Raw genomic sequence first — 12,906 nt, 5'->3', positions numbered from 1 at the left:
TTTTATTATGAATAATATCACAAAGATTAAATTATCTTTGATTAGATATTTCGACCAAATATAAAATGAGAGATTTTCAAGCAACAACACCTCAAGATAATTCTACTAAGAAAAAGCAAAAAATAACGATAGGAAAGGCATTTAAAACAATTATTTGGCCAAGACGAAAGTTGGTTTTCATAGGACTCTTTTTTATCGCAATAAATCGTGTAGCTAGTTTAATATTACCTTGGCAGTCTAAAATTTTATTAGATGAAGTAATTCCAAACAAAAACATGACCAAGTTATATGAAGTGTTGCTTTTTGTTGGAGGTGCACTGTTATTACAAGCAATAACGTCTTTTTTATTGACCAGAATTTTAAGTGTACAAGCGCAATATGTAATTTCTGAGTTACGTGCTCAAGTGCAAAAAAAAGTATTATCGTTGCCAATCCGTTTTTTTGATAATACAAAATCGGGGGCTTTAGTTTCTCGTATTATGAGCGATGTAGAAGGTGTACGTAATTTAATAGGTACAGGTTTGGTACAACTTGTTGGTGGTGTTATTACTGCGGTAGTTTCTGTAGTTTTATTAATACAAATAAATGGCTGGATGACTTTATTTGTGTTTTTACCGGTTACTATTTTCGGTTTTGTAGCTTTAAAGGCATTTAAATATATCAGACCAATTTTTAGAAATAGAGGAAAGATTAATTCTGAAGTTAAAGGTAGACTTACTGAAACTTTAGCTGGTGTAAGAGTTATTAAAGGTTTTAATGCCGAAGAACAAGAAAATAAAATTTTTGAAAAAGGAGTAGCTTTACTCTTTGATAATGTAAAAAAGAGTTTAACAGCAACTGCAATTATTTCAAGTTCATCTACTTTTTTATTAGGCTTAGCGTCTTTAGGAATTATGGGAATCGGAGGTTATTTTATGATTAAAGGGGAAATGACTACAGGAGAGTTTTTGTCTTTTACCTTATACTTGGGATTAATGATTGCTCCAATAGTACAAATGAGTAATATTGGAAGTCAATTTACAGAAGCATTGGCTGGTTTAGATAGAACTGAAGAATTAATGAATATGACTCCTGAAGATGAATTAGGAGAGCGAACGATTGTTTTGGATAATTTAAAAGGTGAATTAACTTTTAATGATGTTTCTTTTGCTTATGATGAAGGAAAAAATGTACTTCATAACATTAATTTCAATGTCAAAGCAGGTTCTGTAATCGCTTTAGTAGGAAGTTCGGGTTCAGGAAAATCAACCATAGCAGGTTTGAGTGCTTCGTTTTTAAATCCGCAATCAGGTATAATAACTATTGATGGGAAAGATTTATCAAAAGTAAAATTGAGTAGCTTTAGAAAACATTTAGGAGTGGTTTTGCAAGACGAATTTTTATTTGAAGGTACAATACGAGATAATATTTTGTTTCCACGACCAAATGCTACCGAAGAAGAATTACAACGTGCTGTAAAAGCGAGTTATGTTAATGAATTTACAGATCGTTTTGATGATGGTTTGGATACTTTAATAGGAGAAAGAGGTGTAAAATTATCAGGAGGTCAAAGACAAAGAATTGCAATAGCAAGAGCTATTTTAGCAGATCCTAAAATTATTATTTTAGACGAAGCAACTTCTAATTTAGATACTGAAAGTGAAGCATTAATTCAAAAATCATTGGCTACGCTTGTAAAAGATAGAACTACTATTGTAATAGCGCATCGTTTGAGTACGATTAAAAAAGCCGATCAAATATTAGTAATTGAATCTGGAAAGATAGCAGAACAGGGAACGCACGAAGAATTAATTAGTAAAGGAGGTAGGTATTTCGATTTATATACCTATCAAGCTAAAATATAAAGCTTTATCAGTTGCTAGATACTTTAGCTTGATGAATATTGATTTGATTAAAGTCTACTTGGCGATTAAAGATTTAATTTTAATGATACCAACTTTGTGTAAAATACGCATTATAACATAAGTTACATCTATTTCGTACCAATGTATACCTCCAAAATTAGCTCTTGTACTGTGTTTATGATGATTATTATGATAACCTTCACCCATCATTAAAAAATCAAATCTAAAAAGGTTTTTAGAAGTATCAGTAGTTTTAAAGTTTACGTAACCATAAATATGACCAAACCAATTAATAATAACACCGTGTATTGGTGCCATCAAAAATAAAACAGGTAATAACAACCATTGCCACCATGCTGTAGCAAAAACAGCAAATAAAATAGTATATACAACTCCCCAAGCAATTCTAGAAATTCTAGAGCCTGCAAAACGATCAAAACCTTCCCATTGAGGAACGTTTTTCATGAATTTTTGATCTACTTCAATTCGTTTTTGGTTGATATCTTGATAAATGTTTTTTGTTTTCCACATCATAGCAAACATATTACCATCGTAACTTGGCGAATGTGGATCTTTTTCAGTGTCGGTGTATGCATGATGAATTCGATGCATAATTCCGTAACCATAAGCACTTAAATAACTAGGTCCTTGACATAACCAAGTTAAAAAGAAAGTGATTTTTTCTGTTCTTTTAGACATGGTAAATACTTGATGAGCAGCATATCTATGAAGAAAAAATGATTGAAAAAATAAACTTGAATACCAAAGAAAAAATACCAAAAGTAGTATTGCCATAAAATTATAATTTTTTGCAAAATTACTTCTAGAAAAGACGTAGAACAATGAACCAATGTTAACTAATTTCTTTGCGAATACGACTCAATCCTTGTGGAGTAACACCAATGTAAGAGCTAATATATTTTAAAGGAATTTCCTTAATTATCTCAGGATGATCTTTAAAAAGATTTAAATAACGTTCTTTAGCAGTAAATTGTAATAATTTTTGCTCCCTTCTCGATTTTAATAAGAAAAGACGCTCGGCTGTTAATCGACCAATTAAATTACCAATTTGAGTTGTTTTGTAAACCTCTTGCAAGTCATCATAGCCAATACTTAAAATAACAGTTTCTGTAAGTGATTCTATTTCGTAAAGAGAAGGTTTTCTTGTTAAAAATGAATCATAAGCACTTATAAACTGTTCTTTAAAAGAGAAACCAAAGGTAATTTCTTTGGAAGGATCAATATTAGGTATGTAAAAACGAACCAATCCAGAAATAATAAAAGAAATAGAGTTTTCAACTTTACCTAGTTTTAAAAATGTAGTTTTTTTAGGAACAACGTGTTTACTAAGCTTAGAAGAAAAAAAACTCCAATCACTATCAGAAACAACAGCAAACTGTTCTAAATAATTTCTGACTATTTCTAATGTTTTTTCTGTATTTGTACTCATAATTAATGCAAGATACTTAATTAATAAGAAGGAAATGTTAAATTGAAAGTGTAAAAATACATTTCAACAAGAATAAACGACGGTTCAAAATAAAGCTGTTTTATTTACTCTAAAATTATCACATCTTTGAGTGTATATTCAATAAAATATCAATCTTTTAAACAACTATTTTATGTCACCTTCAGAAGTTTTTTCAATAGCAAATATGATGGCTATGCCTATGTGGATTTTAATGATTTTCTTACCTAAATGGAAAGTTACCAGGTTTTTAATTGATTATAAAATCATCCCTATATTATTATCTGTAATTTACATCATCTATATTTTCATTTCTATACAAGCGGGAGGTATGATGGATTTTGGAAGTTTAGCATCTGTTATGGAACTTTTTACTCAACAGAATGCTGTTTTAGCAGGATGGGTTCATTATTTAACTTTTGATCTTGTAGTTGGAATGTGGATGCTAGATCAGAATAAAAAATTACAAATACATCAAGCAATTATGGCGCCTTGTCTATTAGGTGCATTTATGTTTGGACCCTTAGGTTTCTTTTTATTTATGATTATAAAGTTTATTAAAGAGAAGTAATCATGAAGTATGTATTAGATTTTTTAGAGACTGTAAAAAAACAAAGCAAAGTATTATATGTTATTGCTCTAGTTCATTTAGTAGTATCATTAGTATGTATAGTTGGTGTTTTTATAGATTCTAGAACCTTAATGGGAATAAATGTATGGATTAAACCATTGAAATTTAATATTTCTGTTGCTGTTTATTTATTAACGGTTGGCTTTTTAATTACTTTATATCCGTATTCAAATTTAAAGAAGAATATTATCAATCACATTACTGCTTGGACTTTGCTTGTTGAAGTTGGTATTATCACTTATCAAGGAGTTCGAGGAGTACAATCCCATTACAATACATCTAGTGCATTTGATGGTATATTGTTCGGAATTATGGGACTGCTGGTTGCTATTAATGTGTTGGTAATGATATGGTTTATTTTTGATACAGTTAGATTAAAACTACATACAGAAAAATCAATTCAATGGGCTATTTTGTTAGGCTGGATTGTAATTGTTATAGGTAGTTGGATTGGGGGGCAAATGATCAAACAAATGTCTCATACTGTTGGTATAGCTGATGGAGGAGAAGGTCTACCTATACTAAACTGGAGTACTATTGCTGGAGATTTAAGAGTTGCACATTTTTTTAGTTTGCATACAATACAAATAATTCCGTTATTCGCATTCGTACTTTCAAAAAAATGGAAATCAACTAGTAAAAAACAAATCTTAATGGTAACTACTTTTGCCTTTGTCTATGCTTTTTGGATCGGATTTGTTTTTTATCAAGCCAAGCAAGGTATACCACTTATAAGACTATAACGAATGCTAATGTTTAACAAAAAAAAGAGAATTCAATATTTAGGATTTAATGATAATTGGTTTACAATTATCGGGATGATAATGTTAAGTTTTATTACCGATTTTCTTTTTAGCAAATCATTTTTCAGATATCCTTTACTTGAAGCAATTTTGAGCTGGTCTGTTTCTTTATTTTTTACAATTTGTAATTGGTTAATTATACGAAGTATTTTAATTGGGTTAAGAAAACGATTCCCTGATTTTAAAGATGATAAAAAAAGAGTCATTATTTTTCTATTATCCATTATAAGTACTGTGGTTTTTGTTGATTTCTTCGGAGGAAAATTGTTAATGTTTATTTTCAATTCTTTGGGAGCAAATGCGAGCCATTCACAGCAATTAAAAGTATTAATACCAGTTACCATTATAACCATAATGATTATGGCTATTTATGAAGCTATTTACTATTACATACGATTAAAAAAATCAATAAGGGAGGAAGAGCAAACAAAGCAAATAATGATACAGGCGCAGTTAGATACGCTTAGAAATCAGGCACAACCTCACTTTTTATTCAATAGCTTAAATACGTTACGAGACATTATTGATGAAGAAGCTAAAGAAGATGCTAAAAAATTTGTAGATAAACTCTCAGATGTATATCGTTTTATTTTAGAATCTGGTAATTCAAATGTAATAGCTCTGCAAAAAGAAGTAAAGTTTGTAAAGTCTTATATTCATATTCAATTAGAGCGATTTGGAGATAATTTAAAGGTAAATTGGAATGTTTCTGATGATAGTTTAGGCTTGTTAATTGTACCCATGAGTTTACAACTTTTAATAGAAAATGCAATAAAACACAATGTAGTGTCTAGAGCTAAACCTTTGTTAATTAACGTTGAAACAACCGGTAAAGGATTGGTTGTTAGTAATAAAATTCAGCCAAAGTCAACAAAAGTACCATCAACAAAAATAGGATTAAAAAATATAGCCAAAAGATATGCTTTAATATCCAATCAACCATTAGAGATAAAGGATAATAATGAGCACTTTACAGTAACTATTCCGTTATTAAAAAGATCTAATCCAAAGAAATAACTATGAAAACATTGATAATAGAAGATGAACAACGTGCAGCTCGTCAATTACAAAACTTACTTCATAAAACAAATTTTGAGTATCAATTATTAGATGTTATTGATACTGTTGAAGATGCTGTTTTATGGTTTGGTAAAAATGAAGTGCCTGATTTAGTGTTTATGGATATTCAATTGGCGGATGGATTAAGTTTTGAAATATTTCAAAAAATAGAAGTTAATGCACCTATAATTTTCACAACTGCTTTTGATCAATATGCCATTCAGGCATTTAAAGTAAATAGTGTTGATTATTTACTGAAACCAATACAGCAAGAAGATTTACAAATTGCATTGCGTAAATTCAAAAAATCGAATAATGCGAATACAGTTGATCCTTCTATTTTAAGGGAGCTTTTAGCTAGTATGCAAACACCACAAAAACGAACTGGAATTTTAGTAAAAGAAGGTAGTGGTTTTGTACAAATTAGAATAGCTGAGTTATTATATATATACTCTCAAGATAGTATTACTTTTGGAGTAACACATAATAAAAGATACATTATAGATGAAACTGTTGATCAGTTATTTAATTCGTTAGATGATCATAAATTTTACAGAATTAATCGAGGACAAATTGTAGCCAAATTATCAATTCAAAAAATAGAACCTTATTTTAATCACAGAGTAAAACTTGTTGTAGAAAACCCAAGAGACCAAGAGTTTATTGTAAGCAGACAAAAAACAAGTGATTTCAAAGAATGGATGAATACCTAACAGTACTAATTTACAATTAAAAAAGACTTTGTACTCCGTTTTCTAATTCATACAAAGTAGTAATTTCTTTATCAGATAGGTTTCTATTAAAAACAGAGTAGTCATCCATTAAACCAATATAACCAAGCCCTAAGTACATATTAGATTTTGATACATCCCAAGTAAAAGGAGTGGTAATATCATTTCGAGTTCCCATGTGTTTACCGTTAATGTATAAAGAAGCTTGTCCTTTGTTGGTATTTAAACCAGAAAAATTAATGAATATATGTGTCCATTTATTTGTTCCAAATGGAGGATTTTTAACTCCTGTTAAACGTTTTATAAAAATAGGATTTTCATTATCAGGTCCTTCAGGTGTAGGATTCCATACTTCACGATCACCAATAACACCCAATCTAAAATCACGCGGATTTTCTTTGGTAAAATCTACCCAAATAGCAGCATCATTATAACTAACGTCTGTAATTTGAATAGGATCACAATAACCAGGCTTTAAATCTGTTTCAGGATCTAAACTCAACCAAAAGGAAATTCCACCATTCCAATTTTCTGTATTGTAAGCTATGTTTTTTTCACTTGCATAAAAAATACTTCCTTGGCTACGTTCTGTAAACACTAAACCAGCACCATATTTACCTTTGCCTTCTTGTATAGAAATATCTGGTTTATGTAAACCAACTTTAGCCGAATCTAAACCTGTTCTTCTATTAGAAACAGTAAATAATCTATTGTCTCCTAAAGCAAAATCAGCATCAATACCTTTGTCAAAAGACGAGTAAAAAGTCAAAGCCTTTTTTAAATCAATTTTAGTAGTGTCTACAATTTTTACTTCCTCTTTTTTCTCTTTTTACATGAAAATAAAAATAAAGAAGAGGCTAAAATGATAATTAAAAATTGGTGTTTGGTTGCTAAATACATGATTAGTTGTTGTTAATGTTCATTATTTAAAATGAACATACATTAAAAATCTAAAGTTATACATCAGAATTAAATTAGCCAAACTTAATACATAACACTTCAAGTATAAAAAACAACGTTTCAATACAAAGTAGTATCATTCAGCTTATAAAAAGCTAATATTTGTTGTAAACATTATTTAAAAAGGTTCAAACATTGTAACAATAATATTAAAATAAACATGATAAAAACATTCACTATTCTAATAATGCTGTTTGTGTGCCTTTTTTTAACAGCACAAGAAAAAGTAACTACCAACCAATGGCAAAAAGACCTTCTATTTTTACAAAATACCGTTCACAAAAATTATAACTTTTTATTTGTTAAAATAGATAAAGAAGCTTTTGATAGTGAAGTAGAAAAACTTTATAATGAAATTCCAAATTTAAGGGAACACGAGATTGTTGTAGGAATGTCTAAAATTGTATCATTATTTAAATATGGACATACAGGTATATTTTTAGAAGGTAGGTCATCTTTTCATCACTTACCATTTAATTTATATGAATTTACTGATGGAGTTTTCATTCAAGGAACTACCAAAAAATATAAAAAAGCATTGGGAGCTAAAGTTTTAAAGGTTAATAATATGACTATTGAACATGCTTTAGAAAAAATACAACCAGTTGTAAATTCAGAAAATAGTCAATATTTTAAAGCTTATGGTATCAATCACCTTGTTATTTTAGAGGTTTTACATGCACAAAAAATAACGAAAGAATTACAAAGTTCTGTAACATTAACCTTAGAGAAAGATGGAAAAACATTCACTCAAACTTTCGAATCATTGCCAAAAGGTAAATCAGTGCCAACGAAGTACGGATTTGTAAGTGATAATGAAGAATGGTTAGGAGCTAGAGATGAATCAAAAACCCCATTGTTTTTGAAGAATTTAGACAAGGTTTATTTTTATGAATATTTACCTAAAGAAAAAGCGGTGTATGTTAGACACAGCAGAATAGCAAACGATAAAACAGAAGACACAGAAACATTTTATAATAGAGTTTTTGATTTTATTGAAAAAAATCAGGTTGAAAAATTAGTATTAGATGTACGTTTAAATGGAGGAGGAAATAACTATTTAAATAAACCTATAATAACAAATATCATCAAATCTGAAAAAATTAATAAAATAGGTAGTTTGTATGTAATTATTGGTAGAAGAACATTTTCAGCTAGTCAGAACTTAGTAAATGAAATAGATAATTATACCAATGCACTTTTTGTAGGAGAACCAACCGCCGAGAATATTAATTTCTGGGGAGATACTAATACTGTAATATTACCCAACAGTAAAATTAAAGCTTATTTGTCGTATGCATGGTGGCAAGATAAACCAGCGTGGGAAAATGCAGATTGGACAGCTCCACAAATACCAGTGGGTATAAGTTCTACTGAATATATTACTAATCAAGATCCGATACTAACAGCAGCATTGAATTTTTCTGGAGAAAATTTTAAACCTAATCCAATGGATTACATTAGAAAGTTGTTCATGGAAGGAAATATGCAAAAATTAGCCATGGAAACATCAAAAATGGTAAAAGATCCTAGATATAAATTTTTCAACTTTGAAGAAGAATTGAGTAAGTCAGGAAAAAGATTTTTAGAAATCAATCCACAAACAGCAGTACAAATACTATCATTTGTATCTCAATTATTTCCAAAATCACCAAGCGCTATTAAAAACTTAGCAGAAGGATACCTTAAAATGGGCGACAAAGTTAAAGCTAGTGAATTGTTAAATAAAGTAATTGCTATGGATAAAGGAGGTCAGAATGGTAAAAATGCAAAAGATTTATTAGAAAGTATCAACTAATACGCATTCAAATAAATTGAATTAAACATAAGCTCTTTCAGCATTAGTTGAAGGAGCTATTTTTATATTCAATTATAAAGTTTGTAGAAAACTGTTTTTTTGAGAGCTAATCAAAGAATTAGTTGTGAATCCTTGTGGTAAGGATGTTAAATAATTACTAAAAAACATGAATATTGACGAATACTAAACAATAGTGTTATATTTTGAGGAACATCAACTAAAAAAACTATTATTTCGGTTATTTTATTCCAGAATTAATAAAATAATTAGAAACGTTTTCAAAAAACAATACAATGGTTAAAACAACTAACTACACACTATATTTATGTAATCTTTTACTTTTTTTCAGTGTTTTTAATGGTGTAGCACAAGATAGAGTTACAGGAAAACCTTTTGCCACTCGTTCAGAAGTTTTAGGTCAAAATGGAATGGTAGCTACTAGTCATCCAATAGCTACACAAGTAGGTTTAGATATTCTTAAAAAAGGAGGAAACGCTATAGATGCAGCTATTGCGGCAAATGCAGCTTTAGGTTTAATGGAGCCAACAGGATGCGGAATAGGTGGAGACCTTTTTGCAATCGTATGGGATGGTAAAACTAAAAAGCTTTATGGTTTAAATGCTAGTGGTAGATCACCTCAAAAATTAACTTTAGAATATTTTGAGAAAAAAGGAATGTCAAAAATTCCTTCGCTAGGACCTTTACCTGTGAGTGTTCCAGGTGCAGTAGATGGGTGGTTTGAGTTGCATAAAAAGTTTGGGTCTAAACCTATGACAGAAATTTTAGCACCAGCAATAGATTATGCAGAAAAAGGATTTCCGTTAACAGAATTAATTGCTTGGTATTTAAATAGAAGTGTTCCTTATTATGAATCAAAAGGATTTCCGAATATAGCAGATACTTACAAATTTCAAAATGGAGGAAAATTGCCTAATGAAGGAGAAATCTATAAAAATCCATATTTAGCAAACACTTACAAGAAAATAGCTGAAGGCGGTAGAGATGCTTTTTACAAAGGAAGTATTGCTAAAACAATAGGTAAATTTATCAAAGAGCAAGGAGGATTTTTGTCAGCTAAAGATTTAGCAGCACATAAATCAGAATGGGTTCAACCGGTATCTGTAAATTATAGAGGTTATGATGTTTGGGAATTACCACCAAATGGACAAGGAATTGCAGCGCTTCAAATGTTACAAATACTAAAAGGATATGATTTTTCTAATATAGAGTTTGGTAGTACTGAACATTTACACTTATTCACAGAAGCAAAAAAGTTAGCTTTTGAAGATAGAGCTAAGTATTATGCAGACATGGACTTTTTTGATGTGCCTGTAGAAGAATTATTATCTGATGCATATGCTGAAAAGAGGAGAGCACAAATAGGTAAAAGAGCAAGTACATATTCAGCAGGAAAAATATCAGCAGGTGAAACTATTTATATGACGGTTGCTGACAAAGAAGGAACTATGATTTCATTAATACAAAGTAACTATAGAGGAATGGGATCAGGAATGGTACCTCCAAAATTAGGATTTATGTTACAAGATAGAGGAGAGTTATTCAGTCTTAAAAAAGGACAAGCAAATACTTACGAACCAAGAAAGAGACCTTTTCACACAATTATTCCAGCTTTTATAACCAAAGAAGGAAAACCTTTTGTAAGTTTTGGAGTTATGGGAGGAGATTTTCAACCTATGGGACATACACAAATTGTAATGAATTTAGTTGACTTTGGAATGAATTTACAAGAAGCAGGAGATGCTCCAAGATGGGATCATACAGGCGGTGCTAGCCCTATGGGAGCAACTACAACCAATACTGGAACTATTCGTACAGAATCTGGAATACCATATTCAACTCTTAGAGGTTTAATGGGTAAAGGTCACAAAACAGGTACGGCAAGAGGAATCTATGGTGGTTATCAGGCTATTTTATGGGATGATGTTAATAAAGTATATCATGGAGCTTCGGAAAGTCGAAAAGATGGTCAAGCTGCAGGATATTAAATCTAAAATTAATTTCTTTACTCACATCAAAGAACTAAATTAGTAGTCATCTAATTTAAAATTATAGAGGTCAGTAGTTAAAAACACAAGTGAATGAGTTTAATGTTTTGATTAACAGTATTTAAAATTACAAACTAAAAATATTGTACAACTAACTACCAACCTCTATAAAATTTATTGACCAAGTATTGAAAACAACCAATGAGTAGTACATCAAAATCCCAATCATCTTTCTTTAGTCGAATTCCTCATGCAATAACGATGTTATTTGGCATCATCGTTTTTGTAACATTATTAACGTATGTACTTCCGGCAGGAATGTATGAACGAGTAATGACAAATGGTAGGAGTACGGTTGTACCAAATTCTTATAAAACTATAGCATCAACACCTATTGGTTTGTTAGCTATGTTTAAAGCGATTCCATTGGGCTTTAAAGCTGCCGTAGAAATTATTTTTATTGTTTTAGCAGGAGCAATTATGTTTGGTTTTATGGATAAAACAAAAGCCGTTGAAAATGGAGTAGGAACGCTTGTTAAAAAACTAGGACTTAAAAATAAATACTTGATTATTGTCATAATGACTTTCATTTATGGCTTATTAGGTATGGCCATAGGTTATGAAAACAATATAGCCATGGTTCCTATAGCAGCAGTATTGAGCCTTGCTTTAGGTGGAGACTTAATTTTAGCTGCAGGTATTTCTGTAGGAGCAATGACTGTTGGTTTTGGGTTATCTCCAATTAATGCTTATACAGTTGGAACCGGACATAAATTAGCGGAATTACCTATGTTTTCAGGAGCTTTATTACGTAGCATACTTTGTTTTTCTGCATTGGCAATTATGGCGTATTATAATGTTCGATATTTTAAGAAAATTTCAGCAGATCCAAGTAAGAGTTTAGGACAAGGATTAGATACAAGCGAACTATCATTATCACAACCAATAGATTTTTATAGCTTAACAAGCAAAAATTGGATGGTTATTTCAGTGTTTATCATTGGTTTAGCTGTTGTTTTATACGGTGTTTTTAACCTGAATTGGTACATCAACGAGCTGTCTGCTATCTTTTTAATGATTGCTCTTCTTTGTGGAATCATTTCTAATATGAGTGCTACAAGTATTAGTGAAACAGTATTAAAATCAGTAAGTTTAGCTGCACCAGGAGCTTTTATGGTAGGTTTTGCTACTTCTATTAAAGTATTAATGGAAATGGGAAATATTGGAGATACTATTTCACATCAACTTTCAACTATTTTACAAGGATTACCATTGCATGCATCTGCAATTTGTATGTCTATATCACAATCTGTAATCAACTTTTTCATTCCTTCTGGAAGTGGACAAGCTTTAGCTACTTTACCAGTAATGTTACCATTAGGAGAATCATTAGGATTAACAAGACAAGTTACAATTTTGGCATTTCAAATAGGTGACGGAGTATCTAACCTTATCAATCCTACTTTAGGTGGTTTAATAGCCATGTTAAGTATGTGTCGTGTACCTATCGATCGATGGTTACGATTTATATTTCCAGTATTATTAAGTATTGTAGCAATTTCATTTTTAACATTAATCATAGCAGTAACCATAAATTACAATTAGT

11 protein-coding genes are annotated in these 12,906 nt (G+C 30.3%); 8 read left to right on the top strand and 3 right to left on the bottom strand.

Translation table 11 applies throughout. From position 1 onward, the window contains the following. Positions 1-65 precede the first annotated feature (65 nt). Entirely contained in the window at positions 66-1,844 is a 1,779-nt protein-coding gene (locus EYW44_RS19560) for an ABC transporter ATP-binding protein (protein ID WP_132726739.1), read from the top strand. A 54-nt stretch (positions 1,845-1,898) separates the two neighbouring features. On the opposite strand, the gene EYW44_RS19555 is transcribed toward EYW44_RS19560, so the two are convergent. Beyond that, positions 1,899-2,639 (bottom strand): acyl-CoA desaturase, encoded by a 741-nt coding sequence (locus tag EYW44_RS19555; protein ID WP_132726736.1) that lies wholly within the window; start codon positions 2,637-2,639, stop codon positions 1,899-1,901. A 58-nt stretch (positions 2,640-2,697) separates the two neighbouring features. After that, on the bottom strand, positions 2,698-3,294 hold the full coding sequence (locus tag EYW44_RS19550; RefSeq protein WP_132726733.1) for a Crp/Fnr family transcriptional regulator: 597 nt from the start codon (positions 3,292-3,294) through the stop codon (positions 2,698-2,700). 172 nt (positions 3,295-3,466) lie between these two features. Here EYW44_RS19550 and EYW44_RS19545 point away from each other — a divergent pair, with 172 nt between their 5' ends. Genes EYW44_RS19545 through EYW44_RS19530 form a run of 4 tightly spaced genes read left to right on the top strand, consistent with a single transcriptional unit; the run spans position 3,467 to position 6,518 of the window. Beyond that, entirely contained in the window at positions 3,467-3,883 is a 417-nt protein-coding gene (locus EYW44_RS19545) for an ABA4-like family protein (RefSeq protein WP_132726730.1), read from the top strand. A gap of 2 nt (positions 3,884-3,885) precedes the next feature. Further along, entirely contained in the window at positions 3,886-4,686 is an 801-nt protein-coding gene (locus EYW44_RS19540; protein WP_132726727.1) for a hypothetical protein, read from the top strand. Positions 4,687-4,695: 9 nt separating this feature from the next. Further along, the gene (locus EYW44_RS19535) at positions 4,696-5,763 is read left to right on the top strand and encodes a sensor histidine kinase (protein WP_243643703.1); all 1,068 of its coding nucleotides are present in this window, start codon (positions 4,696-4,698) and stop codon (positions 5,761-5,763) included. Between the two features lie 2 nt (positions 5,764-5,765). Next, positions 5,766-6,518 (top strand): LytR/AlgR family response regulator transcription factor, encoded by a 753-nt coding sequence (locus EYW44_RS19530; RefSeq protein ID WP_132726722.1) that lies wholly within the window; start codon positions 5,766-5,768, stop codon positions 6,516-6,518. A 16-nt stretch (positions 6,519-6,534) separates the two neighbouring features. Here the strand turns inward: EYW44_RS19530 and EYW44_RS19525 are convergent, their stop codons facing one another. Further along, positions 6,535-7,305: a LamG domain-containing protein gene (locus tag EYW44_RS19525; protein WP_165872278.1), complete on the bottom strand. Its 771-nt coding sequence runs from the start codon at positions 7,303-7,305 to the stop codon at positions 6,535-6,537. 351 nt (positions 7,306-7,656) lie between these two features. On the opposite strand from EYW44_RS19525, the gene EYW44_RS19520 reads away from it, so the two are divergent. The 3 genes from EYW44_RS19520 (at position 7,657) to EYW44_RS19510 (ending at position 12,905) form a co-directional block, all read left to right on the top strand. Then, positions 7,657-9,294: a hypothetical protein gene (locus EYW44_RS19520; protein ID WP_132726716.1), complete on the top strand. Its 1,638-nt coding sequence runs from the start codon at positions 7,657-7,659 to the stop codon at positions 9,292-9,294. Positions 9,295-9,587: 293 nt separating this feature from the next. Next, the gene (gene ggt / locus EYW44_RS19515) at positions 9,588-11,300 is read left to right on the top strand and encodes a gamma-glutamyltransferase (protein WP_132726714.1); all 1,713 of its coding nucleotides are present in this window, start codon (positions 9,588-9,590) and stop codon (positions 11,298-11,300) included. A gap of 201 nt (positions 11,301-11,501) precedes the next feature. Next, positions 11,502-12,905, top strand: coding sequence for a YfcC family protein (locus tag EYW44_RS19510; RefSeq protein WP_132726711.1), 1,404 nt, complete (start codon positions 11,502-11,504; stop codon positions 12,903-12,905). Position 12,906 lies beyond the last annotated feature (1 nt).

The organism is Tenacibaculum sp. M341, from assembly GCF_004337695.1.
GTDB lineage: Bacteria > Bacteroidota > Bacteroidia > Flavobacteriales > Flavobacteriaceae > Polaribacter.
This window is presented reverse-complemented; position numbering and strand designations above follow the sequence as displayed.

Bases quoted from the DNA above. Each gene is read 5' to 3' on its own strand.
- ggt (WP_132726714.1), top strand. From the start codon at position 9,588: ATGGTTAAAACAACTAACTACACACTATATTTATGTAATCTTTTACTT.
- EYW44_RS19555 (WP_132726736.1), bottom strand. From the start codon at position 2,639: ATGGCAATACTACTTTTGGTATTTTTTCTTTGGTATTCAAGTTTATTT.
- EYW44_RS19560 (WP_132726739.1), top strand. From the start codon at position 66: ATGAGAGATTTTCAAGCAACAACACCTCAAGATAATTCTACTAAGAAA.
- EYW44_RS19550 (WP_132726733.1), bottom strand. From the start codon at position 3,294: ATGAGTACAAATACAGAAAAAACATTAGAAATAGTCAGAAATTATTTA.
- EYW44_RS19540 (WP_132726727.1), top strand. From the start codon at position 3,886: ATGAAGTATGTATTAGATTTTTTAGAGACTGTAAAAAAACAAAGCAAA.
- EYW44_RS19535 (WP_243643703.1), top strand. From the start codon at position 4,696: ATGTTTAACAAAAAAAAGAGAATTCAATATTTAGGATTTAATGATAAT.
- EYW44_RS19510 (WP_132726711.1), top strand. From the start codon at position 11,502: ATGAGTAGTACATCAAAATCCCAATCATCTTTCTTTAGTCGAATTCCT.
- EYW44_RS19530 (WP_132726722.1), top strand. From the start codon at position 5,766: ATGAAAACATTGATAATAGAAGATGAACAACGTGCAGCTCGTCAATTA.
- EYW44_RS19520 (WP_132726716.1), top strand. From the start codon at position 7,657: ATGATAAAAACATTCACTATTCTAATAATGCTGTTTGTGTGCCTTTTT.
- EYW44_RS19545 (WP_132726730.1), top strand. From the start codon at position 3,467: ATGTCACCTTCAGAAGTTTTTTCAATAGCAAATATGATGGCTATGCCT.